Source organism: Bradyrhizobium barranii subsp. apii, from assembly GCF_011516635.5.
Taxonomy (GTDB): domain Bacteria; phylum Pseudomonadota; class Alphaproteobacteria; order Rhizobiales; family Xanthobacteraceae; genus Bradyrhizobium; species Bradyrhizobium barranii.
Genome location: NZ_CP096255.1, coordinates 1,940,451 through 1,966,108 on the forward strand (window position 1 = coordinate 1,940,451; position 25,658 = coordinate 1,966,108).

The window sequence follows — 25,658 nt, forward strand, 5'->3', positions numbered from 1 at the left end:
AAGGAACCGGCGCTGCCCGCCTTGCGTTAGGGGTGCGACGGCGCGCCGTCAATGTCCGCGTCCTAACAGGAAGGTTTCCCGTGAGCAAAGCCCCCACCAAGGTCTCGCCCGATCTCGATACCCCCACCGATCTGTCGCCCGATGGGGTCAAGAAGGTCTCTGAGGCGCTCAACGTACTTCTGGCTGATGCGTTCGCGCTCTATCTGAAGACCAAGAATTTCCACTGGCACATCAGCGGCCGGCATTTCCGCGACTACCATCTGCTGCTCGACGAGCAGTCCGACCAGATCTTCGCCACCACCGACCAGCTCGCCGAACGCGTCCGCAAGATCGGCGGCACCACGCTGAAGTCGATCGGCCAGGTCGCCAAGCTCCAGACAATCAAGGACAACAACGAGGACTACGTCCCGCCGCGCGAGATGCTGCGCGAGCTGATGCAGGACAACAAGCACGTCGCGAGCGCGATGCGTAAGGCGCACGAGGTCTGCGACGACGCCGGCGATGTCGCCAGCGCCAGCATCCTCGAAAACTTCATCGACGAGACCGAGCGCCGGACGTGGTTCCTGTTCGAGGCCACCCGCCAGGAAGGCGGCAACGAGGCGTAGGGAATTGCGGAGGGTGGGCAAAGGCGCGCTTCTTGCGCGCCGTGCCCACCATCTAACCTTGCGACTTGAACTGATTGGTGGGCACGCTCCGCTTTGCCCACCCTACGGCGTCGCGCTTATGGCCGGCTCCACAGCCTCATCAACGCCCCGTTCTTGCCCGTCACCGGATCGGCCGGCGGCAGCGCGACCTCGGGAATCGTCTTCAGTGCCCTGGCATGGTTCTCCGGCGTTGCCCGCGTCACCACCATCTTCGCTCCCGGCGGATAGGCGCCGATGATGCAGAAATCGTCGCTCGCGCTGATGCACTGATGCCCCGTGCCGGCCGGCAGGATCGCGATGTCGCCCGCCTTGATCTCCAGCTCCTGGCCATGATCGCCGCCGAAGCGGACGCGGGCACTTCCGCGCGCGACGCCGAGCACCTCATGCACCGTCGCGTGATAGTGCAGATAGTCGTAGACGCCGTTGCGCCACGTGCCGCCCCAGCTATTCGCTTCGAACAGGTTTTCGATGGTCTCCTCGGGACGCCTGTAATCGAGCTTCACCGCACCCTGATAGACCAGGAAGGGAAGGATGTTGTTCGGCACGAGCCCGTCATCTTTGAACACGATGGCGCGTGGCTCGGCATTGTCGCGGACAACTGACATGGCAGGGCTCCTGCGTGAGCGTAGCAGGAATCAACGAGGGGCGTGAGACGACGTTCCTTGCGTCCAGGCGAACCGCAGCGTCGAGCCCGGAATGACAAGAGCCCGGGTCAAGGCCCGGGCTCGATGTCGTCAAGGCAACTGCAGGAGAGCCAGCGTTACGCGCTCTTCTTCTGTCGCATCAGGTCCGCGAAGCGCTGGAACAGATAGTGCGAGTCGCGCGGGCCCGGCGAGGCCTCGGGGTGGTACTGCACCGAGAACACCGGCTTGCCGTCGAGCTGGATGCCGCAATTGGAGCCGTCGAACAGCGAGATGTGGGTCTGCGTCGCGCCCTTCGGCAGCGTCGCCTCGTCCACTGCAAAACCGTGGTTCATCGAGGTGATCTCGACCTTGCCGGTGGTCTCGTCCTTCACGGGATGATTGGCGCCGTGATGGCCCTGATGCATCTTCTTGGTCTTGGCGCCGACGGCGAGGCCGAGCATCTGGTGGCCGAGGCAGATGCCGAAGGTCGGCGTGCCCGACTTGATCACGTCCCGGATCACCGGCACCGCGTATTTGCCCGTCGCGGCTGGATCGCCGGGGCCGTTGGACAGGAACACGCCGTCCGGCTTCATCGCCAGAATGTCTTCAGATGAGGTCGTCGCCGGCACCACCGTCACCTTGCAGCCGACGCCGGCGAGCAGGCGCAGGATGTTGCGCTTGATGCCGTAGTCGATGGCGACGACGTTGAACTCAGGCTTGTCCTGGCGGCCAAAACCCTTGTCCCACAGCCAGGGCGTCTCGTCCCAGGTGAAGCGCTGGCCCGAGGTGACCATCGGCACGAGGTCCATGCCCTCGAGGCCCGGCCATTCGCGCGCTTCTTCCTTCATGCCATGCAGGTCGAACTCGCCGTTCCTGGCATGCGCGATCACGGCGTTGGGCATGCCCTTGCTGCGGATCAGCGCGGTCAATGCGCGGGTGTCGATGCCGGACAGGCCGATGATGCCGCGGGCCTTGAGCCAGGCGTCGAGATGCTTGGTGGCGCGGTAGTTCGAGGGATCGGTGATCGCGGTGCGCAGGATCACGCCGCGCGCGCCGGGCGTCGCGGCCATGTTCACCGTCTCGATGTCTTCCTCGTTGGTACCGACATTGCCGATATGCGGGAAGGTGAAGGTGATGAGCTGGCCGGCATAGGAGGGATCGGTGAGGATCTCCTCATAGCCGGTCATCGCGGTGTTGAAGCAGACCTCTCCGACGGCATGGCCTTCGGCGCCGAGACCGAAGCCTTCGAGCACCGTGCCATCGGCGAGCACGAGGAGCGCGGTCGGTTTATGGTCCGGCCAGGCGGTATCGTTGTCATGTTGTGTCATGAGCCCGGTTCATAGTCCGGGCCGGCGCCGCCGTCAAAGCGGACGAGCGCCGATTCACATGCGTTTTTGCATATTTGACAGGTCCCCTCAGGCACTTAAGCTTGGCAGAATAATTTCCGCCAATTTCCCGGGCTTGCGAGGCAATAATGGACCAGACCACCCCGCTTCTGCTGGTTCCGGGGTTGGCCTCCTCGGCCCGGATCTACGCCCCGGTGGTGCCGGCACTCTGGCGGTTCGGCCCGGTGATGATTGCCAATCATATCCGCGACGACAGCATGGCGGCGATCGCCCGGCGCGTGCTGAGCGAGGCCCCGCCGCGCTTCGCGCTCGCCGGCCACTCCATGGGCGGCTATATCGCGCTCGAGATCATGCGCCAGGCGCCCGAGCGGGTTTTGAAGCTCGCGCTGATCAACACCCAGGCCCGGCCCGATACACCTGAAGCGACCGCGCGCCGCTGCGCCCTGATGGAACGGGCGAGGCGCGGCGAGCTGAGCGCGGCGCGTGAGGAGATGTTTCCGGAGCTGGTGCATCCCTCGCGACGCGACGATGCCGGCATTCGAAAGCTCGTGCACGAGCAGGGCGAGGACGTCGGGGTCGAAGGCTATCTGCGGCAGCAGACCGCGATCATTGCGCGGGTGGATTCACGGCCGACGCTGGCGACGATCAAATGCCCGACGCTGGTGCTGACAGGCGATCAGGACAACACGATTCCGAACGCGTTCTCCAAGGAGATGGCGGAGGGCATAGCGGGCGCGAGGCTGGTGATCCTGGCCAATTGCGGACATCTGCCGCAGCCGGAGCAGCCCGAGGCGACGACGCGAGCGCTGGTCGAATGGCTGGGAGCCCCGGTTGTCTCGGGGCCGCGAACGGCCTAGATCAGGCGTCGGATATTCGAAGGGATTACGATCATGCTGCGCGACGACATCAACAACGCGGTCAAGGAGGCCATGAAGGCCAAGGACGAGCGCAAGCTGTCCACCCTGCGCATGGTCAATTCGACCATCAAGAACGCCGACATCGAGGCGCGCGGCAACGGCAAGCCGCCGCTGTCGGACGCCGACCTGCTCGGCGTCTTTCAGAAGATGATCAAGCAGCGCCAGGAGTCGGTCGAGCTCTACGACAAGGGCGGCCGTGCCGAGCTCGCTGCCCAGGAGCGCGAGGAGATCGCGGTGATCTCGGCCTATCTGCCGAAGCAGATGTCGGACGACGAAGTGAAGAAGGCGATCGCGGATGCGATCGCGGAGACGGGCGCTGCCGGCATGAAGGACATGGGCAAGGTGATCGCGGTGTTGCGCGCGAAGTACGCCGGCCAGATGGATTTCGGCAAGGCCAGTGGCCTGGTGAAGGCCGCGCTGACGGGCTAGCTTCCTCCCTCTCCCCTTGCGGGAGAGAGTGCCTCGCGAAGCGAGGCGGGTGAGGGGTCTCTCTCCGCGGGCGACCCTCTCGCAGTAGTTTCCGCGGAGAGAAACCCCTCATCCGGCGCTTCGCGCCACCTTCTCCCGCAAGGGGAGAAGGGGCACCTTTGATGGCGCTGCAATCCGGTCTACTCTCTCCCGCAGAAACAATCGGGGGCAACCGATGACCGGCGCCATCAAACCGTTTCGCATCGCCATCAGCGACGACATTCTCACCGACCTCAAATCCCGCCTCGCCCGCACGCGCTGGCCGGAGGCGGAGCTGGTCGAGGACTGGAGCCAGGGCGCGCCGCTGAAATGGATTCAGGAGATCTGCGCCTACTGGGCCAACAGCTATGACTGGCGCGCCCGCGAGGCAAAGCTCAACCGCTTCGACCAGTTCACCACCGAGATCGACGGGCTCGACATCCACTTCCTGCATGCGCGCTCGAAGGAGCCATCGGCGCTGCCGCTGATCATCACCCATGGCTGGCCAGGGTCGATTGTCGAATTCCAGAAGGTGATCGCGCCGCTGGTCGATCCTGCCGCGCATGGCGGTAATCCTGCGGATGCGTTTCACGTGATCTGCCCGTCGCTGCCGGGCTTTGGCTTCTCCGCCAAGCCAAAGACCACCGGTTGGGGCGTCGACCGCATCGCCGCGACCTGGGCGAAGCTGATGGATCGGCTCGGCTACGCGCGTTACGGCGCGCAGGGTGGCGACTGGGGCTCGGCGGTGACGACATCGCTGGGCGCGCAGGACGCCGAGCATTGCGCCGGCATTCACATCACGCTCGCCTTCAACGCGGCACCGAAGGTCGAGGGCGAGCCGACGGCAGAAGAGAAGCGCGCGCTCGCCGGCCTGAAGCATTATGTCGATCTCGATTCCGGGTATTCCAAGCAGCAATCGACGCGGCCGCAGACGCTCGGCTATGGCCTGACGGATTCGCCGAGCGGGCAGGCGGCCTGGATTTTGGAAAAATTCTGGGCCTGGACTGATTGCAACGGCGATCCCGAAAACATTTTTGACAAGGACGAGCTGCTCGACAACGTCATGCTCTATTGGGCGACGGAGACGGCGACCTCCTCCGCACGGCTCTACTGGGAGAGTTTTGGCAAGCGCCGCACCACGCCCAAGGTCAACGTGTCGACCGGCGTCGCTGTGTTCCCCAAGGAGATCATCACGCCGGTCAGGCGCTGGATGGAGCCGAACTTTCCTAACATCACGCACTGGAGCGAGATGGGGAAGGGCGGGCATTTCGCCGCATTCGAGCAGCCGGAGCTGTATGTTGGCGACGTCAGGAAATTCTTCCAGACGGTGCGCCGTTAGGGGATGCCTCCGCATCGTCATGCCCGGGCTTGTCCCGGGCTCCCACGCGCTTAAACTCAGGTCGAAACAAGAACGTGGATGGCCGGGACACGCCCGGCCGTGACGACGCTGCCGGGAAACGACCATGCTGACCGAAGCCGCAACCTACGACGAGCTCTATCGTAACTTCCGCTGGGACGTCCCGGCGCGCTTCAACATGGCGGAAGCGTGCTGCGACCGCCATGCCGACGGCACGGGCCGCCTCGCGCTGCTCTATGTCGACGAGAACGGCGCAACCACGCGCACCTCGTTCGACGAGGTCGCGGAGATGTCGCGCCGTTTCGCCAATGTGCTGAAAGCCGATGGGCTCGTGCGCGGCGACCGCGTCGCGGTGTTCCTGTCGCAGTCGCTGGAGCTGCCGATCGCGCATATGGCCGCGTTCCGCTCCGGGCTGATCTCGATCCCGCTGTTCTCGCTGTTCGGCGAGGACGCGCTGGAATTCCGCCTGTCGAATTCGCAAGCAAGAGCCATCATCACTGATGAGGCGGGCTGGGAGAAGCTCACGAAGGTCCGCGATCGGCTGCCCTATCTGCAGGACATCTATGTCACGAGCGGCGCCGTCCACGCCGGCGCAAAACCGTTCTGGCCGGCGATCGAAACCGCGTCCGAGGACTTTGCGACCGTCGACACCTCCGCCGATGACCCCGCCCTGATCATCTACACGTCAGGCACGACAGGCAATCCGAAGGGCGCGCTGCATGCGCATCGCGTCGTGCTCGGCCACTTGCCGAATGTCGAGATGTGCCACAACTTCTTGCCGCGCCCCGGCGATCTCATGTGGACGCCGGCGGACTGGGCGTGGATCGGCGGCCTCGTCAACGGCCTGTTCGCGTTCTGGTATCACGGCATCCCCCTGGTCGGTCACCGCGCGCGAAAGTTTGAGCCGCAGGCGGCAATGGAGATGATGGCCGACCTCGGTGTCCGCAACGTCTTCCTGCCGCCGACCGCGCTGAAGCTGATGCGGCAGGCCGGCGTGAAGCATCCAGGCGTCAAGCTGCGCAGCATTTTCACCGGCGGTGAATCGCTCGGCGGCGAGCTGCTCGGCTGGGTGCGCGAGACGTTTGGCATCGATGCGCATGAGGTGTTCGGCCAAACCGAGTGCAATCTCGTGATCGGCAGCAACTCCAACCTGTTTCCGATCCGCCCGGGGTCGATGGGCAAGGCGACGCCGGGCTTCGACGTCCGCATCGTCAACGACAAGGGCGAGGAGCTGCCCACGGGGCAGCGCGGCATCATCGGCGTGCGCCAGCCATGCCCGTGTACGATGCTTGAATACTGGCGCAATCCGGACGCGACGGCGAAGAAATATGCCGGCGAATTCCTGCTGACCGGCGATCTCGGTACGCGGGATGAGGACGGCTATTTCTGGTATGTCAGCCGCGAGGATGACGTCATCACCACCGCCGGCTATCGCGTCGGCCCGTCCGAGATCGAGCACACGCTGATGAAGCATCCGTCGGTGGCGATGGCGGCGGTGGTCGGCATCCCCGATCCGATCCGCACCGAATCGATCAAGGCCTGGATCGTGCTGCGTCCCGGCTTCGCGGCAAGCGACACGCTCGCGCGCGAAATCCAGGAGTTCGTGAAGGTGCAACTCGCCGCGCACGAATATCCGCGCTTCGTCGAGTTCGCGGAGACACTGCCGATGACGGCGACGGGCAAGGTGCTGCGGCGCGAGCTGCGGGCGCGGGGTTAGGCTCTTTCAGACAATGGCAAAGACGTCTCAAGCTGCGGGGCTTCACCGCGCCTCACTTCCGAAGCTGCACGATCTCGATGCGGCGCTGGAGCTGATGTATTACGGCTGGCGCGGGATGACGCTGGAGGCCGACGAATATCTTGCGAAGCAGGGCCTGTCGCGCCCACACCATCGCATCCTCTACGTGGTGGCGCGCCGGCCCGATATCGCGATCGGCTCGCTGATCGAGATCCTCGGCATCTCCAAGCAGGCCCTGAATCGGCCGCTCAATCTGCTGCTGGAGCGGAAGCTCCTGACATCGAAGCGGGCGCCCGAGCAGCATCGCTCCAAGCTGTTGCGCCTGACGGAGGCCGGGCGACGTATCGAGCAAAAAGCATCGGACCACGAGCGCAAGGTCCTGCGCGAAGCGTTTGATCGTGCCGGGGCGTCGGGTGCGGCGGCATGGATGGCCGTCATGGGGGCGATCGCCGACAACAACTGACGGTTTCTCAAGTCAATATAGTTGACATGAGGCGCGAGCTTTGCCACTTTCCCGGCAACGAGCCAGGGGAGGGCTCCGCAATGAGCGGACGGAAAATGGATCGCGCAGCCGCCGAGCGCTTTGTCGCGGCATGGTGCGCGAGCTGGTGCCGGGTCGATATCGACGCGGTCGTCGCGCATTTCGCCGACGACGCGCAGATGCGCAGCCCTCTGGCACTATCACTGACCGGTTCTCCGGTCGTCACCGGCGCCGAGAACATCCGCGCTTATTGGCGCGAGGCCTATGGCCACATCGAAAGCGCCGACCTCAAGATCCTGAGCTGGAGCTGGGACGAGGCGATCGCGCGCCTGACGGTGTGGTGGCAGCTCGGCGACACGCGCGCCAGCGAGTTCATGGATTTCGACGATGCGGGCCGTGTGGTGCGCAGCGAAGCCTTCTACGGAAAATGATCATGCACCTTTCGGATTTCGTCCTGCTCCTCAACACGCTCTGGTTCGGCGGCGCGTTCATCCAGTTCAGCGTCGCCCAGGGCAACACGCTGAAGATACTCCTGCCGCGCGAAGAGCGCAGCAATCCGATCGCGCCAACGCTGGCGGCCAGCGTGGCGTTCCTGGGCGGAATGAATCTGCCGATCGGGCTTTTGTCGTTCTATCTTCTGGCCGCCCGTCCGGCTTTCTTCCAGCCGATCGAGGCGCAGCTCGCGCTGTTCCTGTTCTTTGCCGCCTGCCACTTCAGCCAGTTCGCCTATAACCTTCCGGTCCTGATGCGCGGAGGGCGCGTCGGGGTGGCCTACTGGCCCGTGCTGAAAGGTCCGATGCTCAGGATCTTCGTCATCGACGCGGCTCTGTTCGTAGCCAATCTCGGCGTAGCGCTCCGGCTGGCGTTCTCCTCCTGATTTCAGCGCGGCGGCGCCGACAGGGCGGACCGCAGCATCGCGGCAAGATCCTTCCGCCGGAACGGTTTTGTCAGGATGCGGGCGTCGCCGACTCCGTCGGGCGCCTTGACGGGATTTTGGGTGTAGCCCGAGGTGAAGAGCACCTTGAGCCCGGGCCGCAAGCCGGTCGCTTGCCTGGCAAGCTCCGGTCCGAACATGCCGCCGGGCATCACGACGTCGGTGAGCAGCAGGTCGATGTCGCCGGGGTGGCGCAACAATTCGAGAGCCGCGGGACCGTTCGACGCAGCGATGACGCGATAGCCGAGCGTCTTCAGCTCGCTCTCGACATAGGCCCGAACCATGTCGTCGTCCTCGACGACAAGAATGGTCTCGCTTCCGTCGGGGGCGGCGATCCGTTCCGCGGGTGACGGATGCTCGTTCGGTGGTGTCGCGAGGCGGGGAAAGAACAGCCTGACGACGCTGCCTTGTCCCGGTTCGGACTGCATCTGCACGACGCCGCCGGATTGCCGCACGAAGCCGTAGACCATGCTCAGGCCGAGGCCGGTGCCCTTGCCGACCTCCTTGGTGGTGAAGAACGGCTCGAACGCCCGGCTCGCCACCTCGGCAGTCATGCCGCTGCCGGTGTCGGTCACGGCCACCATGACGTAGTCGCCCGGCCGCGGCTCGCCGTTGACGTCCAGGTCGGATTCACCGAGCGAGGTGTTGCGCGCCTCGATCGTCAGCTTGCCGCCGAGCGGCATGACGTCGCGCGCGTTGAGCACGAGATTGAGCAGCGCAGTTGTCAGCTCGCCGGGATCGACGCTGGTCAGCCACACATCCGGTTCGAGCGCGAAGGTGCATTCGATGTGCTCGCCCAGGGGCCGGCGCAACAGCTGCTCCATCTCGTGAATCTTCGCGGCGATGTCGATGTCTCGCGGCCTCAGGGGCTGTTTGCGCGCGAAGGCGAGCAGGCTCCGCGTCAGGTCGGAGCCGCGCTCGGCGGCGGTCGCGATGTCGTTGGCGATCCGGTGCAATTCCTTGTTGCCCGCCAGTCTGTCGGCAAGATGCTCCGAATTGCCGAGAATGACGGTCAAGAGGTTGTTGAAATCGTGCGCCACGCCGCCGGTGAGCTGGCCCATGGCTTCCATCTTCTGGGATTGGCTGAGCTTGTGGCTGAGGTCGGCGATGGCGGCGCGTTGCTGTTCGAGCGACTCGGCGGTGTCGTTGAGCAGGGTCATCAATCCGCCCAGCTCGCCGCCCGGGTGGGGAGGCGGAATTCGCGCGCTGAGATCTCCGAGCCCAAGTTTCTTCGCCATGGTGGCGAGACGTCCGACCTGGCGCCCGACGCTCACGGTCGCAAGGATCCAGACGGCCGCGAGCAGCAGCAGCGAGGCCACCGCGAGTATCGCCACATCCTCGTAGAGCCGGCGATTCGCCGCGGCGACCAGTCCGTCCTTGGACCGTCCGACCATGATGTAGAGGCCGGCATCGCGGGTCGAAGGCGAGCGCGCGGCGACAGCCCAGACCTGCGTCCGGCCGTCGCGATCGGTCACCTCCTGATACGCCTTCCGGTCGGGCATTGCGGCGAAGCGGAGCAGGTCGGATCCCGCGATCGACGTGCCGACCGGCTCGGTCCAGCCTCCGCGGGAGGGGGCGACCAGAACCGTTCCCTTGCTGTCGAGGAGCAGGATCTCCTTCTGGCCGAGCAGCCGCTTGTCGTGAAACTCCGCGAATTTGCGCAGGTTGAAGGAGGCGAGCAGGACCAGCTTCAGGGCGCCCGTCTCCGATCGCACCGGATAGGCGATCTGGAGCACCGATAGTCCGGTCAGCCGGCCGAAGACCGGCTCGAGCGCGATGCCGCGCGACGCCAGGGCCTGCTTGAAATAGGCGCGATCCCGGAGGTCGAGGGTGCGGTTGGTCCGCAGCGAATCGCAGAACAGGCTACCGTCGGGATCGATGGTCAATATCCCGGTGAACTGTGGGTATTCCTCGCGCACTTCCGACAGGAACGCCGAGCACGCGGCCTTGTCGCGCGTGTCGAGGTCGCGTGCACGGGCGAGACCATAGTGAAGCTGGGCGGTGCCCTGGATCTTCTCGTCCAGGTCGCTTGCAATGTCGTCGGCTGTCGCGGTCAGATTGGCCAGGGCTGCGTTGATTTCGCTGCTGCGATTTTGCACGAAACGTAAGCCGACGAGGATGGCCGGCACCAGCATGGCCGCAATGACGAGTATCAGTAGCCGGGTACGCAAGCTCATCGGTCGGGCGGTCCAATTTGGTCGTCGCGCGTGCTGGTTCGAAGATGCAATCTGCGGCACCACCCTCCGCTCAGTCCATAGGCATCGCCCCGAAAAAGCCCCCGCGGGGAAAATTTCGGCCGCGCACGTCACTAATGAGTCCCCCGGAAAGTTCGCCCGCGAGGCTCTGTTGGGCGGGTGTCGGGCCTCCCGGGATACCGTCATCGCGCGATCAACGCGCGCGTGCGCGCAGGTCACGAGGGCGCTAATATCGGGATCGCGCGCGACGGAGATCGTGCCGGTGATGAGGAGAGGGAGCCGCATGTCGATCTCGGGCAAAGTCGATCCGGTGGTGCGTCCCGTGGCGGCGACCGACATCGCCGAGGCGCTGGTCGAGGGTTTGCGCGATTTCCAGGCGCTGCCGCTCTACGGGCTCTGCTTCGGCGCGCTCTACGCAGGTGGCGGCATCGCCATCATGCTCTGTCTCACCGCCTTCGGCATGGTCTATCTCGTCTATCCCCTTGCGGCCGGCTTTGCGCTGATCGGGCGTTCGTGGCGATCGGTCTGTACGAGGTTAGCCGCCGCCGCGAGCGCGGCGAGCCGGTCTCCTTCGGCGCGATCTGGTCGGCGATACGCGCGCGCAGCGAGATCGGCTGGATGGCCTTCGTCACGCTGTTCATGTTCGTGATCTGGATGTACCAGGTGCGGCTGCTCATCGCGCTGCTGCTCGGCCTGCACGCCTCGTTCTCGAGCTTGCAGGAATTCATGACGGTGGTGCTGACGACGAATGAGGGCCTGCTGTTCCTCGTCATCGGCAACGCGGTCGGTGCCGCGCTGTCGCTGATTCTGTTCTCGCTGACGGTGGTGTCGTTTCCGCTGCTGCTCGACCGCGAGGTCGATTTCGTCACCGCCATGGTGACGAGCGTACGCGCGGTGGTGACCAGCCCGCTGCCGATGATCTCGTGGGCCGCGGTGATCGTGATGCTGCTGATCGTCTCGGCGCTGCCGTACTTTCTCGGACTGGTCGTGACGCTGCTCGTGCTCGGACATGCGACATGGCACCTTTACCGGCGGTTGGTGGTGCCGGTGACGTAAGGGGAAGCCGGACGCAACGGAAGCGAGCTATTCGCCCGTTGCCAGGCGGCGAGCGCCGGATGAGGTCAGCTCGAGTTCGCCGAGCCGCCTGATCGCATAACCCAAATTGGCAAGACGTTCGCCGTGCGCGTGCGGAATGTCGTCTTGACCCTTGCCGACCAGGGTCAAGGACGCAAACTCATCGGCGGTGAGCGCAGGGGTGCTGTCTGTCATCAGGCAACCTCGTCGGTCCATACCTTGAAATTGAGCAGGGTATTCGGACCGAAGGTCTGGACGATCGGGACGTCTGCGGCATCGCGCCCCTGCGCGATCAGCACGCGACCGATCCGCGGCGTATTGTTGCGCGGATCGAACATGTGCCAGCTTCCACCGACGAAAGCCTCGAACCAGGCGGCGAAATCTCCAGCAGGCCACGGCTGTGGGGTGCCGATGTCGCTGAGATAGCCGGTGCAGTAACGCGCCGGAATGTTCATACTGCGGCAGAACGCGATGGCGAGATGGGCATAGTCACGGCACACACCCTTGCCTTCGTCGTAGGCTTCCCGGGCCGTCTTGGTCGCGCGTGCGTGCTCATGGCCGAACGTGATGTGGCGATGAACAAAATCGCAGATGGCCTGGACCCGCGCCCAGCCCGGCGGCGTCTGTTCGAACAACTTCCATGCGATATCCGACAGGCGATCGGTCTCGCAGTAGCGACTGCCGAGCAAATAGACGAGCGTGTCGGCCGGCAGCGCTTCGACGGCGTGCTGAAACGCGTTCGGAAACACCGGGTCGGGCAGGCCGCTATCGCGAACGATGCCATCGCCGGCAAGACGAAAGGCGCCGGCCGGCGCAACGATGCGGCTGCACCGAAGAGGTCGCGATAGGGATGGATCGCCACCGAAGGTCGGGTGGTCAGCAGGTCGGGCACGATGATATCGGAGGCGCGCGTGAAGTGCGTGCCCAGCACCATGATCATAGGCGTCGGCTGCGGGAACTCGTACAGCATCTCGAACCCGACGCGGAGCTTCATGCGAACTTCTTTCCCTTGGCCAAGCTCCCAACATGGCTACGAAGCGATCGAACACAAGGCATTCACGGCCTTATTCGATCGAGAGCGGCATTTGGCGCTTCAAAAGCGCGGCGCGGGCGAGAAAACGATAGCTAATTGCGGCGATTGCGCGCACGGTGCGCCAATGTCGGAAAGTGCGGTCGTCTCTGCGCACACGCTGCGTCACGACGATCCGCGCGCGATTTGAAACGACTGATTCTTCGCACCGGCGGAGCCTTCTCATCGCGACGTCGTAACGGCGATCGTCGCGCCTATTGCCACTTCCCGCGGGCGAGCCGGACGCAGCAGGCGTGCCGCGGACGCCTGAAAGATTCCACCGCGGTTCGATACGAGATCGAACGCCAACCGAAAGCACATGATGCAAACTCTCTCCCCACGGCACGTCAAGACAGACGAAGCGCTCCGGCTCGGCGTGGAGTCAGGCTGGTACGCGATCAAGGTCAGCGGGACCTTCGTCTCGGGCCCGCACGACTCGGAAGGGGATTGCCGTCGCAAGATCGACGAGATTCAACCGCCGGTGAAGAAGAAGCGATAACAGCGCCGATTTCGGCCGCTACGGCGTCTTGATCCCCATCGCCTTCAACGCCGCCAGCATCTGCGCTGGCGGTGTCATTTTGATCTGCGGCGCCTTGCCGGTTTCCAGCAAACTCTTCAGTCCCGACAGGATCGCGGGCCAGCCGGTGCGGCCGCCGGAGAGGATGTCGTCGCTGAGCGGGCGGTCGTGGCGTTCGCTCATGGTGAGGCGGACGGCCTCGCCGGCTTGCTCGATCTCGTAAGTGACGAGCGTGGTGCCGAGCTTTGCGACGAGGTCGGGCCAGTTGACGTTCCACGTCACCGTCAGCTTGTTCGGCGGATCGTATTCGAAGACTTCACCCGAGATGTGCTCCGAACCGTCAGGCGCGCGCACGGTGAAACTGCCGCCGAGCCTCCGTTCCATCTCCACCGCAAAGCCGGAAAAGTACTTCCTGCTGAACTCGGCCGAGGTCAGCGCTTCCCAGACCTTCTCCGGCGTGGAGACGATGTAGATGGTGTAGACCGTCAGCGGTTTGAACTGATCGAGGTTCATTTTGCGTCGAATCCCTTGTTGAGCGCTGCGCGTGGAATGCCGAGCAGCTTGCCGGTCTCGAGCAGGCTCTTGAGCTGGGACAGGATCGCCGGCCAGCCGTTGGAGACGGCGCCGAGATATTTGCCACCCTCGATGAAGCCGTCATGCAGCACGGTCAAACGCACGAGCGAGTCGAACGGTTCGATCGTGAAGACGACGCGTGATATCGGCTCGCCGCGCAGCTCTTCGAACTTCTGGTGCTTGAAGCTGTAGGACAGGCGGCGCGGCGGATCGGCCTCCAGAATCTCGCCGGAATCGGTGACCTCGCCGTCGAGCGCGAGCGCGAAGGGTGAGCCGACCTTCCAGTCCGACTGGACCTCGGCGCCGAACCAGTATTGCCTGGTGAACTCGCTCGACGTCAGCGCCTCCCACAGTCTCTCCGGCGTGGTCTCGATATAGCTCACATAGACGAATTGGGGCTTACTCATCGCGCTTCTCCAACTGACGTTTCAACTCGCTGAGCGCGGCGAGCTTGCCGCGCTCGAATTTCCTGATCCAGCGTTCGCCGATCTGATGGATCGGCACCGGATTGAGGTAATGCAGCTTCTCGCGGCCATGTCTGATGGTCGTGACCAGATTGGCCTCTTCGAGAATGACAAGGTGCTTGGTCACGGCCTGGCGCGTCATCGCGAGGCCTTCGCAGAGTTCGTTCAGCGTCTGGCCGTTCCTGGCGTGAAGCCTGTCCAGCAGCGACCGTCGTGACGCATCGGCGAGCGCTTTGAAGACCTCATCCATGGCGGCGATAATAGGCAACCAAATGGTTGCATGTCAAGATGGTGTCTTTGGCGCCCGGAAATGGCTGTGCTAGCCTTGAAGCTCAGCCAACGCAGATTGGTTCCGGGAGAGCTTTGATGTTCCGTTGCATCTCACTCGCTGCAGGTCTTGTCCTTTTCGCCTGCAGCACCACGGCCCAGGCACAACAGAAGCAGACCATCGGCGCGCCGCCGGAAGCGTCCAATATGAAGCTGGTCGGCGCCAACGACCTCCAGGCGCGCATCGCGTACCAGCCGACCATCCATCACCAGGGTGATCGCTGGATCGCCTATATCGGCCATCACGGCGGTACTGACGACGTGCCCGCGCCGGTCAACCCGATGACGGGGCAGGCCGAACCGAACGGAACGTCCATCGTCGACGTCACCGATCCCGCGCGTCCAAAATATCTGCGGCATCTGCCGGGCCAGGAAGGCAAGTACGAATCCGGCGGCGCGCAGATGGTACGGGTTTGCGACGGCAAGTCGCTGCCGAAGGGCGATCCCAATGCGGTCTATATGCTCCGCACCTTCGGCAGCGAGGCGCATGAGATCTGGAACGTCGCCGACCCCGTAAATCCCGTGCTCGTTACCCGCATCGGCGGGCTGAAGGACACCCACAAGAGCTGGTGGGAGTGCGACACCGGCATCGCCTTTCTCGTCTCCGGCGCGCCGGACTGGCGCACGCGGCGCATGACGCAGGTCTACGACCTCAGCGATCCCGCGCATCCGCAGAAAATCCGCGACTTTGGCCTGCCCGGCCAGGAACCCGGCTCGACCGGCGCCGTGCCGACCGAATTGCACGGGCCGATCTCGACCGGGCCCGACGGCAATCGCGTGTTCTTCGGCTACGGCACCAACAAAGGCGGCATTTTGCAGATCGTCGATCGCGACAAGTTGCTGAACGGGCCGAAGGAGGCAACGCCGGACAATCTGCGCTATCCCGAGATTTCGCGCATGCCGATGTCCGCCTTCAACGGCGCACATACGACGTTCCCGATGCTCGACATGCCCGTCACCGAATTCGCCGAGGACAAGGACGGCAAGACCCGCGACATCGTCATGATCGTCGACGAGGCGATCTTGAACGAATGCGGTGAGGCACGGCAGATGGTGTGGTTCGCCGACGTCACCACCGAGACGCGGCCGATGATGATCTCGAGCTACACCGTGCCGGAGGCGGGTGGACAGTTCTGCCAGCGCGGCGGCCGCTTCGGCTCGCACTCCTCGAACGAGAGCATGGCGCCGGTCTATTACAAGAAGATGGCCTTCATCGCCTTCTTCAATGCGGGCGTGCGGGCGCTCGACATCCGCGATCCCTATCATCCGAAGGAGGTCGGCTATTTCATCCCGGCGATCACGCAGGCCACAGACAAGCGCTGCATTCCCGTCGAGGGCGGCGAGCGCTGCAAGGTCGCGATCCAGACCAACAATGTCGAGACCGACGATCGCGGCTACATCTACATCGTCGACCGAGCCAACACCGGCCTGCATATTCTCGAGCTGACCGGACCGGCGCGCGCGGCCGCCGGCCTGCCGAGGAACTGACGATGCGGCGCGGAGCGGCAATTGCAGCTGTGGCCATCGCGCTCGGTGTGTCCGGCGTCGGGGCCTATAGGCTGGCGCCGGCGGCGGAATCGGCGGGCTGGCGCGAAATCGCATGGCCGTTCCCGCGCGACGGCTGGCCCACCGGCCGCGCGTTCCGCTGCGACGGCGCCTGCGCGGGCGCCGAGCTTTACGTGCGCGCCAAGCGTGGCTTCTGCAATTGCGACCGCGGCGTCGCCGACGATGATGAGGTCGATCGCGTTGCCGACGTCGATCTGATCAGCCCGCGTTTTGCCGCCGTCGCACCGGGCGAGGAGATGGGACTTGGCGAGATGCGTGGCCGTGCCAGGCGCTATGATCTCGATATGGCCGACGGCGTCCATCATGCCGCGATCGGCATCGCCGTCTCGCGCCGCTGCGATCTCTTCGTCGCTGCGGCCCAGGGGCTTGGCGAAGCAAGCGCCGTGCAGCGCGCCGTGCTGGCGTTCCTGGAGAGGCCGGAGATGAAGCTATGGGCGACCGCGGCGCTGGACGGACAGTGAGTGTCATGCATTAATGCGCCAAACCGCTCTCAGCGAGTCCTCCCCATGATGTCCATGCAAGCCTATTTCGCCTTCGTCGCCGCCTGCATTGCGCTGGCCTTGCTGCCGGGGCCGATCGTCACCCTCGTCGTCGCCAACGGTCTGCGTCACGGCACGCGCGCGGCGTTGACCAATGTCGCGGGCGCGCAGGCCGGGCTCGCCATCATCATCGGCATCGTCGCGGTCGGCCTGACCTCGCTGATGGCGACCATGGGTTACTGGTTCGACTGGGTGCGCTTTGCCGGCGCCGCCTATCTGATCTGGCTCGGCATCAAGCTGATCTGGGCGCCGGTCGAAGGCCTCAATGTCGACGAGCCGCCGGCGCCGCCGCGCGGCGGGTTCTTCCTGCAAGGTTTCCTTGTGCTGCTGTCGAACCCGAAAGTGCTGATCTTCTTCGGCGCCTTCATTCCGCAGTTCATGGACATGAACCGCGACCACTTCCCGCAAGTCGCGGTGCTGGGCGCAACCTTCATGGTCACCGCGGCGATGACGGATGCGCTCTACGCTCTCGCCGCGGGGCGTGCCCGAAAATTCTTCTCGGCCCGCCGGACGCGGCTGATGTCGCGCATCTCCGGCGGCTTCATGATCGGCGGCGGTATCTGGCTGGCGCTGACACGGGCAAAATAACCTCCCTCGTACCGGTTCGCGCTTGAACCCTTCGCGGCGGCGATGCGTCCAATCGGGCATTGCCGCTGACGAAGGAATTTGGCCGTGCCCGATCTGCCCTGGTTCGTCTATGCGATGCTGTTCGCACCGCTCGGGCTGTTATTGGTCGCCGCCGTCGTGAAGACCTGGCAGGTGCGCGAGGCGCGAAGCTGGCCGCAGGCATCGGGCAAGGTCGTCCGCTCGGTCGCCGAGGTGCGCGAGGTCAGGGTGTCCGACAGCGACCGCGAGGAAGGCTATCGGCTCGAGAGCCGCAATTTTGCGAACGTGACTTACGAATATCCGGTCGGCAGCCGCAAGCTGAGCTGTAACCGCATCTCGATCGGCGAGGACCTCGGCAATTTCGAGGTCGCCGAGAAGCTCGCAAAATATCCCGCCGGCAGTGTCGTCACCGTCTATTACAATCCGCGCCATCCCGATCAGGCCGTGCTGGAGCGCGACCTGCCCAAGGGATTGTGGGGCTGTCTCGGCATCGGCACGGCGATCGCGTTTGGCATCGTGTTCGGCTCGGCGTTCGGTCTCAACCAGACTTATGCCTACCTTGCGCACCACATCGGGCGGCCCGATCTCGCGGGCCTCGTCGTCGGCTTCGGCGCGTTCGGCCTCGTCATCGCGCTGATGGGGTATGGGGTGCGGCGGCAGGCGTTGAAGGCGGCGCGCTGGCCGGTGGTGCCGGGCACGATCAAGCTGTCGGGGATCGAGCAATATCACGAGGCCAGCGAGCCGGGCGAGCGCCGCGGCACCGAGATGTTCGGCAAGCGCGTGACCTACACCTATCGCTATCAGAATATCAGCTACACCAATGAATGCGCGCGCGTCGCGGCCGGAACGCAGTCCGGGTCCGACGAGATGTTGAAGAAGCTGATGTCGCGCTACAAGCACGGCGCGACCGTCGAGGTGCGCGTCAATCCCGACAATCCGGCCGAGGCAACGCTCGATACAAGCGGCCCCGTCCGCATCGCCTGGCTGCTATGGGGTATCGCTGCGATTTTCGCTGCGCTCGCGGTGTTTGTCGCGACGCGGGGCAGCTAGTCGACCAGTCTCTCCCTGCGCAACTCCAGCTCGATCTCCGCAAAAATCCTCGCCAGCCGCTCCGCCCATTGCTGCTGGCCGGACTGATCCGCGATCAGATCCTGGCGGATCTCGATGCCGGTGTTGACGAGGCCGCGGGCTTCGCCGTGGACGGGGATGGTGTAGTCGCTGAGGTCGCTCACCGCATAGGGCTCGTTGTCGCCGACGACGAGATCGCCTTCAGCGCGCAAATGCTTCAGCAGCAGCTGCGGCAGCACGGTGTTGCGGTTATACAGCGCGGCGATGTGCCAGGGCCGGGCGACGCCGGCATAAACCGGCGTGAAGCTGTGCAGGGACACCAGCACCGTCGGCCGCGTGTCGTGCAGGCGGCGGTCGATCGCTGCATCGATGCGGCGGTGATAGGGCTCGAAGATCTCGCGCCGCCGCGCCGCGCGCTCGCCCTCGGAGATGCCCTCGTTGTGCGGGATCGCGGTCGCCTCGGATATCACGGGGATCGAGCTTGCAACGCCGGGAGAGCGGTTGCAGTCGATCACGAGCCGCGAATAGCGCTGCGCGATCAAATGCGCATCGAGCATTCTTGCCAGCCGCTCGGCGACGCCGGCAATGCCGATGTCCCAGGCGATGTGTCGCGTGAGCTCGCTTTCCGCGACGCCGAGGTCGCCGAGCGCGCGCGGCAAAATCCGTCCGTAATGATCCGAGGTGAGCAGGAAAGGCGATGCCCCATCCGCGTTGACCTCATGCACCGGCGGAATGTCCCCCGCGCCGAGCAGTTGATCGGTCGCGTCGGCCGTGTTCAAGTCCATCCTGATTGCCTATGGAAAAAGCAGTTACCGTCCAAATTGGGCAGCAATCGCTTGCAGGTCGGTCCGCCCAAAATCATCATGATCGCCAGACGATGCCGTTGCCGGCGATTCATCACAAGACCAAATCTTGCTTGCCCCCGGGACTTCGCTGGGACGAGGAAACGTGCGGCTGTCGTTTCGCTCGATTGACGGCTATAGACACCCCATGACCTCCGATCGTCTTTTCGTCTACGGCACCCTGATGCGCGGCTTCGACCATCCGATGGCGCGGCTGCTTGCAGGACATGCGGATTTTTTGGGTGACGCGACGTGTCGCGGCCGGCTCGTTCTGGTGAAGCATTATCCCGGATTGCTGCTGTCGAACGCGGCCTCCGATGTCGTCCATGGTGAGCTTTTTCAATTGCGCGTGCCCGACGAGCTGCTGCGCGAGCTCGACATGTACGAGGCCTGCGGCGAGGGCTTTCCGGAGCCGACCGAATATCTGCGCAAGCTGATTGACGTGACGCTGCCTGATGGCACCACGGAGAAGGCCTGGACTTACGTCTACAATTGGCCCGTCACCGATCTGCCGCGCATCGAGTCCGGGCGCTTTCTCGAGCACTAGGCGCGGATGCGGACTTCACCTCTCCCGCGCAAGCGGAGCGAGGGATCGCACCTTCATCGTGGCCGGCGTTCGATCACTACGCCGACAGCACTTCCTTCACCAGGCGCACGTCGATCTCGTGCTCGACGTAGCTCCACTCCTCGGTCTGCCTCAGCATCGCCACCAGCTCCTCGAACAGCGAGGCATCGGGGGGCGCGAACTCGAACCATGTCAGGAAGTCGAAGGGACCGCCGAGATCGCGGCTGTGATAGAGCTGCCGCGCGATGGCGGGCAGGAAACGAAGAGTGCTGGCGATGTGGTGCGACTTGTCCTCGAAGATCTTGCGGCGCTCTTCCTGCGTCAGCTCCCACCACGCTTCCGATTTGCGGATCGGAATCAGCGCCGCGGAAGTGGCCTCTAACCGGCCGAGCTCGGCCTGCACCGCGGTGAGCTGCTGCCTCTCGGCGCGCTCAGTGTAGCGCGGCGTGCTCGCAACGCCGACCAGCCGCCAGGCATTGCGAGAGGGCACCAGGGGCAATGAAATCGCCTCGCTGTCGGTCACCGACAGCGCCGGCACGAAGGGCAGGGGCTCGCCCACCACGGGTGAAATCGAGGTCACACGCCAGCCCCCGCTGTGGCCGCCGCGAAACATCCTGAACATGGCCTATGGAAGCGCGGAACCGGTCCGGGTTCAAGTCTTTCCGCGGTCATTCCGGGCTCGATACTTCGCATCGCCCCGGAATGACGCCTGTGCATAGGTCGAATAACCCGGATAAGCCGGACAAACCTGACTTTTGGGCAGGCCGCGCCTATATCCGTAACCCTTCGCCCGACTCACGTTGATTCGCGCCAGACCCAGAGCCCATGCGCTTCACGCCCCAGTTCCTCGACGAGCTTCGTGCCCGGCTTTCGGTCTCCGAAGTCGTGGGCAAGCGCGTGAAGCTGAAGAAGGCCGGGCGGGAATGGAAGGGACTGTCGCCGTTCCAGCAGGAGAAGACGCCGTCCTTCTACGTCAACGACCAGAAGGGATTTTACCACGACTTCTCCTCCGGCAAGCACGGCGACATCATCACCTTCGTGATGGAGACCGACGGCCTGCCGTTCGCGGAGGCCGTCGAGCGGCTCGCCAACATGGCGGGGCTGGCGCTGCCGGTGGTGACGCCGGATGCGGCGCGGCACGAGCAGCGGCGCCGCACGCTGCATGACGTCATGGAACTAGCCGCAAAATTCTTCGCCGAGACGCTGGCCTCGCGCGTCGGCGCCAAGGCGCGCGGCTATCTCGCCGATCGCGCGATCTCGCCGGCGACGCAAGTGCAGTTCCGCCTCGGCTATGCGCCGCCGCCACCCGAGCGTTTCGCGCTGAAGGAGCATCTCGGCAAGCTCGGCGTCTCCGTCGAGGACATGATCGAGACCGGGCTCCTCGTTGCCGGCAACGACATTCCCGTGCCCTACGATCGCTTCCGCGACCGCGTGATGTTTCCGATCACGGATCTGCGTGGCCGCGTCATCGCCTTTGGCGGGCGCGCGCTGGAAAAGGACGTTCCGGCAAAATACCTGAACTCGCCGGAGACGCCGCTCTTCCACAAGGGTGACAATCTCTACAATCACCAGACCGCGCGCAAAGCCACCCACGATGGCAGCGCGCTGATCGTGGTCGAAGGCTATGTCGACGTCATCGCCATGGTGACGGCAGGCTTTGCCGGTGCTGTGGCGCCGCTCGGCACCGCGCTGACCGAAAACCAGCTCGCGCTGCTCTGGAAGATGGCGGACGAGCCGATCCTCTGCTTCGACGGCGACAGGGCGGGGCAGAAGGCGGCTTATCGTGCCGCCGACCTTGCCTTGCCATTTCTTGCGCCGGGCAAGAGCCTGCGCTTTGCGCTGCTGCCGGAAGGGCAGGACCCTGACGATCTCGCCCGCTCGGGCGGCCGCGGCGCGATCGAGGATGTCATTGCTGCGGCGAAGCCGCTCGCCGAGATGATCTGGTCGCGCGAGCTCGAAGGCGGCAACTTTGCCACGCCCGAACGCCGTGCTGCGCTCGAAGCGCGCGTCAAGGAGCTGTCCAACGGCATCCGCGACGAGGTGGTGCGGCGCTATTATCGCGACGATTTTGCCGAGCGGCTTCGGCGTACCTTCGCGCCTGATGGCGGCCGCGGCGGCTTTGCCGGCCGGGGCAATTTCCAAGGCAATTCCGGCCGCTCCTTCCAGCCGCGCAACGGGGGACAGGCGAATCGATTCGGGGGGCAGGGATTCGGCAGCCAGGGGCGGCGTGGGGCCCCCGGTCCCGCCTTTATTCCCTCCGGCCCCTACCAGGCGGCGAGCCCCCAGCTGGCGGCCAGCCCGATCATGAAGGGCCAGCGCAGCGCCATATCCCGGCGCGAAGCCCTGATCCTGCAAATCCTGATCAACCACCCGTGGCTGCTGCACGACCACCTTGAGGAGGTCGCCGCCCTGGAGCTGGCCCATCCCGAGGCCCATAAGCTCCGGGCCGGCATCATCGCCGCCTTCGCCAACGACCACCACCACTCGCCGGACCCCGGCGAGCTGGCCGAGAAGATGCGAGCCGACATCGAAAAGGGCGGATTTTCACAGCTTCTTCAAAGGGTTGAGAACGGCATCACGACCGCGGCGGTGTGGGGTGCCCGCGAGGGCGCCGCCCGGGACGACGTTCTCTCCACCTGGCACCAGCTCGTTGCCTTGCATCGGCAATACCATTCACTACTTAGAGAACTGAAGGACGCCGAGCTGGCCTTGGGGGAGGACCCCAGCGAGGCCAATTTGACGTGGCTGCGTGACGTCAAGGCTCGGATAGGAGAAGTCGACGGTACCGAGGCCCTGATCGAGGGTTTTGGCGAGCTGTCGGGCCGGTTCCAGAAGAGCGTGTGATGAAAGAATCATGCGGACGGCCGGGACCGGAACCGCTAAAAGACTCGCCAAATCCAAGGTTTGGCGGCAAAAACAGGGTTAATCGAGGCTTAACGGTCTTGTAGCACTTTGGCCACTAGGCGGCCGCAGGCAGAACAGACGCGTCAGGAATAAATCCGCGCAATCGCTGTTGGCACTACACCTGCATCCGCTGCGACAAAGAGGCTCACGAAGCGTTAGGCAAATCCGGCGAGAGAGAAGGTCGGGGTGGCGAGAGATATCCGCGCCGCCCTTTCCGTGTCGCGATCTGACGAAGCGAGAGCGTCGAACAACAGGTTCAAGTGAATTCAGGCGGGCGGGCCGTTCGGCCTTCTGCATGAAGCGCGTTTAGGAGCAATGGATGGCCACCAAGGCAAAGACGCTGCAGGCGAAGGACAAAGAGAAAGACGACAAGGCAGCGGACGCGCCGGAGAAGGACTCCCAGGACGCGCCGTCGCCGTTGCTCGATCTGTCCGACGCGGCCGTGAAGAAGATGATTAAGCAGGCCAAGAAGCGCGGCTTCGTGACCTTCGATCAGCTCAACGAAGTTTTGCCGTCCGACCAGACCTCCCCCGAGCAGATCGAGGACATCATGTCCATGCTCTCGGACATGGGCATCAACGTCACCGAAGCCGACGATAGCGACGGCGAGGAGGACAAGGACGAGGGCGGCGAGGACGAGACCGACAACGAGCTCGTCGAGGTCACCCAGAAGGCCGTCACCGAGGTCAAGAAGAGCGAGCCGGGCGAGCGCACCGACGACCCCGTGCGCATGTACCTGCGCGAGATGGGCACGGTCGAGCTCCTGTCCCGCGAAGGCGAAATCGCGATTGCGAAGCGCATCGAGGCCGGCCGCGAGGCGATGATCGCAGGCCTCTGCGAAAGCCCGCTGACCTTCCAGGCCATCATCATCTGGCGCGACGAGCTCAACGAAGGCAAAATCTTCCTTCGCGACATCATCGATCTCGAAGCGACCTATGCCGGGCCCGACGCCAAGGGCGGCATGAACACCGCGATGATCGGCGGTCCGACCGGCGAGAATGGTGAAGCGTCCGCCGAACGCGGCGAGGTCGCAGCCGTGAACGGAGCTGCGCCGGCGCATGTCGCGCCGCCCGCCGCGCCGCCATCGCCGACCCCGTTCCGCGCCGCGCCTGCGCCCGGCAATGCCGGCGAAGGCGAGAAGGATCCGGGCGAAGCCGCCGCCGAAGCCGACATGGACGAGGACGACGAGTTCGAGAACCAGATGTCGCTCGCGGCCATCGAGGCCGAGCTCAAGCCGAAGGTCGTCGAGATCTTCGACAAGATCGCCGACAGCTACAAGAAGCTGCGCAAGCTTCAGGAGCAGGACATCCAGAACCAGCTCGAGAGCACCTCGCACGGGCCCTCGCTGTCGCCGCACCAGGAACGCAAATACCGCAAGCTGAAGGACGAGATCATCGTCGAGGTGAAGTCGCTGCGCCTGAACCAGGCGCGTATCGACTCACTGGTCGAGCAGCTCTACGACATCAACAAGCGCCTCGTGTCGCACGAGGGCCGCCTGATGCGCCTTGCCGACAGCCATGGCGTCGCGCGCGAGGACTTCCTGCGCAACTACACCGGCTCGGAGCTCGATCCGCGCTGGCTCAACCGCGTCTCGAAGCTCTCGGCCAAGGGCTGGAAGAACTTCGTCCATATCGAGAAGGACCGCATCAAGGACCTCCGTCACGAGGTGCACCAGCTCGCCGCGCTCACCGGCCTCGAGATCGTCGAGTTCCGCAAGATCGTGCACTCCGTGCAGAAGGGCGAGCGCGAGGCACGACAGGCCAAGAAGGAGATGGTGGAAGCCAACCTCCGTCTCGTGATCTCGATCGCCAAGAAGTACACCAACCGCGGCCTTCAGTTCCTCGACCTGATCCAGGAAGGCAACATCGGCCTGATGAAGGCGGTCGACAAGTTCGAGTATCGCCGCGGCTACAAGTTCTCGACCTACGCCACGTGGTGGATCCGGCAGGCGATCACCCGCTCGATCGCCGACCAGGCGCGCACCATCCGTATCCCCGTGCACATGATCGAGACGATCAACAAGATCGTGCGCACCTCGCGCCAGATGCTCAACGAGATCGGCCGCGAGCCGACCCCGGAAGAGCTCGCCGAGAAGCTCGGCATGCCCTTGGAGAAGGTCCGCAAGGTCCTCAAGATCGCCAAGGAACCGCTCTCGCTCGAAACCCCGGTCGGTGACGAAGAGGATTCACATCTCGGCGATTTCATCGAGGACAAGAACGCGATCCTGCCGATCGACGCCGCGATCCAGTCGAACCTGCGCGAGACCACGACGCGCGTGCTCGCCTCGCTCACCCCGCGTGAAGAGCGGGTGCTGCGCATGCGCTTCGGCATCGGCATGAACACCGACCACACGCTGGAAGAAGTCGGCCAGCAGTTCTCGGTCACCCGCGAACGTATTCGTCAGATCGAAGCCAAGGCGCTGCGCAAGCTGAAGCATCCGTCGCGGTCGCGGAAGCTGCGGTCGTTCCTGGACAACTAATTCGGATCGTCGTGCCCGGGCCAGTCCCGGGCATTCATCCAAACGAAAACGGCGGGCCGAAAGCCCGCCGTTTTCTATTTGTGCCGACGCTTCGCGAGTCGGGCGGAGCCTACTTCTTCTTCGCGCCGACCCGGTCGAGGGTCTTGATTGCCAGCGGCGGGCGGCCGGACTTTTCCGCGATCTCGCGGTCCTGCTCCATGATGAAGCCGCGCGCGGGCTCGTCGCCGTCCAGGCCTCCGAGCAGCTCCGCAGGCACGCGCCGGTTGGAGCGTTGGGAGCCGTCTTCGTAGAAGACGTTGAAAAAGGCGAACTCGCCCTTGGGATTGGTTCCAGGTTTCTTGGCCATGGCGGGCTTGTCGTCGATCAGGGCGCCATAGTCAAATGAC

26 protein-coding genes and 2 pseudogenes are annotated in these 25,658 nt (G+C 64.5%); 17 read left to right on the forward strand and 11 right to left on the reverse strand.

Annotated features, from left to right (window positions below; translation table 11 throughout):
* Window positions 1-80: 80 nt before the first annotated feature.
* The gene (locus HAP41_RS09235; RefSeq protein WP_063985503.1) at window positions 81-605 is read left to right on the forward strand and encodes a Dps family protein; all 525 of its coding nucleotides are present in this window, start codon (window positions 81-83) and stop codon (window positions 603-605) included.
* A 116-nt stretch (window positions 606-721) separates the two neighbouring features.
* Here HAP41_RS09235 and HAP41_RS09240 read toward each other — a convergent pair whose 3' ends face one another.
* Window positions 722-1,249: a cupin domain-containing protein gene (locus tag HAP41_RS09240; protein WP_166103327.1), complete on the reverse strand. Its 528-nt coding sequence runs from the start codon at window positions 1,247-1,249 to the stop codon at window positions 722-724.
* A gap of 155 nt (window positions 1,250-1,404) precedes the next feature.
* Entirely contained in the window at window positions 1,405-2,595 is a 1,191-nt protein-coding gene (carA, locus tag HAP41_RS09245; protein ID WP_063985501.1) for a glutamine-hydrolyzing carbamoyl-phosphate synthase small subunit, read from the reverse strand.
* Between the two features lie 146 nt (window positions 2,596-2,741).
* Between carA and HAP41_RS09250 the strand changes: the two genes are divergently transcribed.
* The 7 genes from HAP41_RS09250 to HAP41_RS09280 all read left to right on the forward strand — a co-directional run bounded on the left by HAP41_RS09250 (window position 2,742) and on the right by HAP41_RS09280 (window position 8,427).
* Window positions 2,742-3,470 (forward strand): alpha/beta fold hydrolase, encoded by a 729-nt coding sequence (locus HAP41_RS09250; protein WP_166103324.1) that lies wholly within the window; start codon window positions 2,742-2,744, stop codon window positions 3,468-3,470.
* 33 nt (window positions 3,471-3,503) lie between these two features.
* On the forward strand, window positions 3,504-3,959 hold the full coding sequence (locus tag HAP41_RS09255; RefSeq protein WP_028150679.1) for a GatB/YqeY domain-containing protein: 456 nt from the start codon (window positions 3,504-3,506) through the stop codon (window positions 3,957-3,959).
* A 214-nt stretch (window positions 3,960-4,173) separates the two neighbouring features.
* On the forward strand, window positions 4,174-5,316 hold the full coding sequence (locus HAP41_RS09260; RefSeq protein WP_166103319.1) for an epoxide hydrolase family protein: 1,143 nt from the start codon (window positions 4,174-4,176) through the stop codon (window positions 5,314-5,316).
* Window positions 5,317-5,440: 124 nt separating this feature from the next.
* Window positions 5,441-7,051: an acyl-CoA synthetase gene (locus tag HAP41_RS09265; protein ID WP_166103314.1), complete on the forward strand. Its 1,611-nt coding sequence runs from the start codon at window positions 5,441-5,443 to the stop codon at window positions 7,049-7,051.
* 13 nt (window positions 7,052-7,064) lie between these two features.
* The gene (locus HAP41_RS09270) at window positions 7,065-7,532 is read left to right on the forward strand and encodes a MarR family winged helix-turn-helix transcriptional regulator (protein ID WP_028159428.1); all 468 of its coding nucleotides are present in this window, start codon (window positions 7,065-7,067) and stop codon (window positions 7,530-7,532) included.
* 80 nt (window positions 7,533-7,612) lie between these two features.
* The gene (locus HAP41_RS09275) at window positions 7,613-7,981 is read left to right on the forward strand and encodes a YybH family protein (protein WP_166103310.1); all 369 of its coding nucleotides are present in this window, start codon (window positions 7,613-7,615) and stop codon (window positions 7,979-7,981) included.
* A 2-nt stretch (window positions 7,982-7,983) separates the two neighbouring features.
* The gene (locus HAP41_RS09280; protein WP_028159430.1) at window positions 7,984-8,427 is read left to right on the forward strand and encodes a hypothetical protein; all 444 of its coding nucleotides are present in this window, start codon (window positions 7,984-7,986) and stop codon (window positions 8,425-8,427) included.
* A gap of 2 nt (window positions 8,428-8,429) precedes the next feature.
* On the opposite strand, the gene HAP41_RS09285 is transcribed toward HAP41_RS09280, so the two are convergent.
* Window positions 8,430-10,661, reverse strand: coding sequence for an ATP-binding protein (locus tag HAP41_RS09285; protein ID WP_166103305.1), 2,232 nt, complete (start codon window positions 10,659-10,661; stop codon window positions 8,430-8,432).
* Between the two features lie 301 nt (window positions 10,662-10,962).
* Between HAP41_RS09285 and HAP41_RS09290 the strand changes: the two are divergent.
* A pseudogene (locus HAP41_RS09290) lies at window positions 10,963-11,735 on the forward strand (DUF2189 domain-containing protein).
* Between the two features lie 27 nt (window positions 11,736-11,762).
* On the opposite strand, the gene HAP41_RS09295 reads toward HAP41_RS09290, so the two are convergent.
* Both HAP41_RS09295 and HAP41_RS09300 read right to left on the reverse strand, forming a co-directional pair.
* Window positions 11,763-11,948, reverse strand: a complete 186-nt coding sequence (locus HAP41_RS09295) for a hypothetical protein (RefSeq protein ID WP_166103302.1) — start codon at window positions 11,946-11,948, stop codon at window positions 11,763-11,765.
* Window positions 11,948-12,747, reverse strand: a pseudogene (locus HAP41_RS09300) (transglutaminase-like domain-containing protein). The gene HAP41_RS09295 and the pseudogene HAP41_RS09300 overlap by 1 nt, the downstream one beginning before the upstream one ends.
* Before the next feature lie 394 nt (window positions 12,748-13,141).
* On the opposite strand from HAP41_RS09300, the gene HAP41_RS09305 reads away from it, so the two are divergent.
* Complete coding sequence (locus HAP41_RS09305; protein WP_063985493.1) at window positions 13,142-13,321, forward strand: hypothetical protein; 180 nt, start codon at window positions 13,142-13,144, stop codon at window positions 13,319-13,321.
* Between the two features lie 18 nt (window positions 13,322-13,339).
* On the opposite strand, the gene HAP41_RS09310 is transcribed toward HAP41_RS09305, so the two are convergent.
* From HAP41_RS09310 to HAP41_RS09320, 3 genes are read right to left on the reverse strand one after another with little or no spacing between them, the layout of a single operon-like run.
* Window positions 13,340-13,852, reverse strand: a complete 513-nt coding sequence (locus tag HAP41_RS09310) for an SRPBCC family protein (RefSeq protein WP_166103299.1) — start codon at window positions 13,850-13,852, stop codon at window positions 13,340-13,342.
* Complete coding sequence (locus HAP41_RS09315; RefSeq protein ID WP_166103294.1) at window positions 13,849-14,319, reverse strand: SRPBCC family protein; 471 nt, start codon at window positions 14,317-14,319, stop codon at window positions 13,849-13,851. The genes HAP41_RS09310 and HAP41_RS09315 overlap by 4 nt, the downstream gene beginning before the upstream one ends.
* Window positions 14,312-14,626, reverse strand: coding sequence for an ArsR/SmtB family transcription factor (locus HAP41_RS09320; protein ID WP_008544842.1), 315 nt, complete (start codon window positions 14,624-14,626; stop codon window positions 14,312-14,314). The genes HAP41_RS09315 and HAP41_RS09320 overlap by 8 nt, the downstream gene beginning before the upstream one ends.
* A 116-nt stretch (window positions 14,627-14,742) precedes the next feature.
* On the opposite strand from HAP41_RS09320, the gene HAP41_RS09325 reads away from it, so the two are divergent.
* The 4 genes from HAP41_RS09325 (at window position 14,743) to HAP41_RS09340 (ending at window position 18,464) form a co-directional block, all read left to right on the forward strand.
* Window positions 14,743-16,191, forward strand: coding sequence for an LVIVD repeat-containing protein (locus tag HAP41_RS09325; protein WP_166103289.1), 1,449 nt, complete (start codon window positions 14,743-14,745; stop codon window positions 16,189-16,191).
* Between the two features lie 2 nt (window positions 16,192-16,193).
* Window positions 16,194-16,730, forward strand: coding sequence for a hypothetical protein (locus HAP41_RS09330; protein ID WP_166103286.1), 537 nt, complete (start codon window positions 16,194-16,196; stop codon window positions 16,728-16,730).
* Between the two features lie 45 nt (window positions 16,731-16,775).
* A complete protein-coding gene (locus HAP41_RS09335; RefSeq protein WP_175618152.1) occupies window positions 16,776-17,396 on the forward strand; it encodes a LysE family translocator in 621 nt (206 codons plus the stop codon).
* An 84-nt stretch (window positions 17,397-17,480) separates the two neighbouring features.
* Window positions 17,481-18,464 carry a DUF3592 domain-containing protein gene (locus tag HAP41_RS09340; protein WP_166103281.1) on the forward strand — a complete coding sequence of 328 codons (984 nt, stop codon included), beginning with the start codon at window positions 17,481-17,483 and terminating at the stop codon, window positions 18,462-18,464.
* Here the strand turns inward: HAP41_RS09340 and HAP41_RS09345 are convergent.
* On the reverse strand, window positions 18,461-19,267 hold the full coding sequence (locus HAP41_RS09345) for an N-formylglutamate amidohydrolase (RefSeq protein ID WP_166103278.1): 807 nt from the start codon (window positions 19,265-19,267) through the stop codon (window positions 18,461-18,463). The two genes, HAP41_RS09340 and HAP41_RS09345, sit on opposite strands and share 4 nt — an antisense overlap.
* A 205-nt stretch (window positions 19,268-19,472) precedes the next feature.
* On the opposite strand from HAP41_RS09345, the gene HAP41_RS09350 reads away from it, so the two are divergent.
* Window positions 19,473-19,871 carry a gamma-glutamylcyclotransferase family protein gene (locus tag HAP41_RS09350; RefSeq protein ID WP_028150696.1) on the forward strand — a complete coding sequence of 133 codons (399 nt, stop codon included), beginning with the start codon at window positions 19,473-19,475 and terminating at the stop codon, window positions 19,869-19,871.
* Between the two features lie 76 nt (window positions 19,872-19,947).
* Here HAP41_RS09350 and HAP41_RS09355 read toward each other — a convergent pair whose 3' ends face one another.
* Window positions 19,948-20,511, reverse strand: coding sequence for a chlorite dismutase family protein (locus HAP41_RS09355; protein ID WP_166103275.1), 564 nt, complete (start codon window positions 20,509-20,511; stop codon window positions 19,948-19,950).
* 203 nt (window positions 20,512-20,714) lie between these two features.
* Here HAP41_RS09355 and dnaG point away from each other — a divergent pair, with 203 nt between their 5' ends.
* Both dnaG and rpoD read left to right on the forward strand, forming a co-directional pair.
* Window positions 20,715-22,733: a DNA primase gene (dnaG, locus tag HAP41_RS09360; protein ID WP_166103270.1), complete on the forward strand. Its 2,019-nt coding sequence runs from the start codon at window positions 20,715-20,717 to the stop codon at window positions 22,731-22,733.
* 379 nt (window positions 22,734-23,112) lie between these two features.
* Window positions 23,113-25,272 (forward strand): RNA polymerase sigma factor RpoD, encoded by a 2,160-nt coding sequence (gene rpoD, locus HAP41_RS09365; RefSeq protein WP_166103267.1) that lies wholly within the window; start codon window positions 23,113-23,115, stop codon window positions 25,270-25,272.
* 109 nt (window positions 25,273-25,381) lie between these two features.
* Here rpoD and HAP41_RS09370 read toward each other — a convergent pair whose 3' ends face one another.
* Window positions 25,382-25,618 carry a hypothetical protein gene (locus HAP41_RS09370; RefSeq protein ID WP_028150700.1) on the reverse strand — a complete coding sequence of 79 codons (237 nt, stop codon included), beginning with the start codon at window positions 25,616-25,618 and terminating at the stop codon, window positions 25,382-25,384.
* Window positions 25,619-25,658 lie beyond the last annotated feature (40 nt).

What these genes read in the sequence shown, in the direction of transcription:
- HAP41_RS09240 (WP_166103327.1), bottom strand. Translation starts at nt 1,249, where the DNA reads ATGTCAGTTGTCCGCGACAATGCCGAGCCACGCGCCATCGTGTTCAAA.
- carA (WP_063985501.1), bottom strand. Translation starts at nt 2,595, where the DNA reads ATGACACAACATGACAACGATACCGCCTGGCCGGACCATAAACCGACC.
- HAP41_RS09250 (WP_166103324.1), top strand. Translation starts at nt 2,742, where the DNA reads ATGGACCAGACCACCCCGCTTCTGCTGGTTCCGGGGTTGGCCTCCTCG.
- HAP41_RS09255 (WP_028150679.1), top strand. Translation starts at nt 3,504, where the DNA reads ATGCTGCGCGACGACATCAACAACGCGGTCAAGGAGGCCATGAAGGCC.
- HAP41_RS09260 (WP_166103319.1), top strand. Translation starts at nt 4,174, where the DNA reads ATGACCGGCGCCATCAAACCGTTTCGCATCGCCATCAGCGACGACATT.
- HAP41_RS09265 (WP_166103314.1), top strand. Translation starts at nt 5,441, where the DNA reads ATGCTGACCGAAGCCGCAACCTACGACGAGCTCTATCGTAACTTCCGC.
- HAP41_RS09270 (WP_028159428.1), top strand. Translation starts at nt 7,065, where the DNA reads ATGGCAAAGACGTCTCAAGCTGCGGGGCTTCACCGCGCCTCACTTCCG.
- HAP41_RS09275 (WP_166103310.1), top strand. Translation starts at nt 7,613, where the DNA reads ATGAGCGGACGGAAAATGGATCGCGCAGCCGCCGAGCGCTTTGTCGCG.
- HAP41_RS09280 (WP_028159430.1), top strand. Translation starts at nt 7,984, where the DNA reads ATGCACCTTTCGGATTTCGTCCTGCTCCTCAACACGCTCTGGTTCGGC.
- HAP41_RS09285 (WP_166103305.1), bottom strand. Translation starts at nt 10,661, where the DNA reads ATGAGCTTGCGTACCCGGCTACTGATACTCGTCATTGCGGCCATGCTG.
- HAP41_RS09295 (WP_166103302.1), bottom strand. Translation starts at nt 11,948, where the DNA reads ATGACAGACAGCACCCCTGCGCTCACCGCCGATGAGTTTGCGTCCTTG.
- HAP41_RS09305 (WP_063985493.1), top strand. Translation starts at nt 13,142, where the DNA reads ATGATGCAAACTCTCTCCCCACGGCACGTCAAGACAGACGAAGCGCTC.
- HAP41_RS09310 (WP_166103299.1), bottom strand. Translation starts at nt 13,852, where the DNA reads ATGAACCTCGATCAGTTCAAACCGCTGACGGTCTACACCATCTACATC.
- HAP41_RS09315 (WP_166103294.1), bottom strand. Translation starts at nt 14,319, where the DNA reads ATGAGTAAGCCCCAATTCGTCTATGTGAGCTATATCGAGACCACGCCG.
- HAP41_RS09320 (WP_008544842.1), bottom strand. Translation starts at nt 14,626, where the DNA reads ATGGATGAGGTCTTCAAAGCGCTCGCCGATGCGTCACGACGGTCGCTG.
- HAP41_RS09325 (WP_166103289.1), top strand. Translation starts at nt 14,743, where the DNA reads ATGTTCCGTTGCATCTCACTCGCTGCAGGTCTTGTCCTTTTCGCCTGC.
- HAP41_RS09330 (WP_166103286.1), top strand. Translation starts at nt 16,194, where the DNA reads ATGCGGCGCGGAGCGGCAATTGCAGCTGTGGCCATCGCGCTCGGTGTG.
- HAP41_RS09335 (WP_175618152.1), top strand. Translation starts at nt 16,776, where the DNA reads ATGATGTCCATGCAAGCCTATTTCGCCTTCGTCGCCGCCTGCATTGCG.
- HAP41_RS09345 (WP_166103278.1), bottom strand. Translation starts at nt 19,267, where the DNA reads ATGGACTTGAACACGGCCGACGCGACCGATCAACTGCTCGGCGCGGGG.
- HAP41_RS09350 (WP_028150696.1), top strand. Translation starts at nt 19,473, where the DNA reads ATGACCTCCGATCGTCTTTTCGTCTACGGCACCCTGATGCGCGGCTTC.
- HAP41_RS09355 (WP_166103275.1), bottom strand. Translation starts at nt 20,511, where the DNA reads ATGTTCAGGATGTTTCGCGGCGGCCACAGCGGGGGCTGGCGTGTGACC.
- dnaG (WP_166103270.1), top strand. Translation starts at nt 20,715, where the DNA reads ATGCGCTTCACGCCCCAGTTCCTCGACGAGCTTCGTGCCCGGCTTTCG.
- rpoD (WP_166103267.1), top strand. Translation starts at nt 23,113, where the DNA reads ATGGCCACCAAGGCAAAGACGCTGCAGGCGAAGGACAAAGAGAAAGAC.
- HAP41_RS09370 (WP_028150700.1), bottom strand. Translation starts at nt 25,618, where the DNA reads ATGGCCAAGAAACCTGGAACCAATCCCAAGGGCGAGTTCGCCTTTTTC.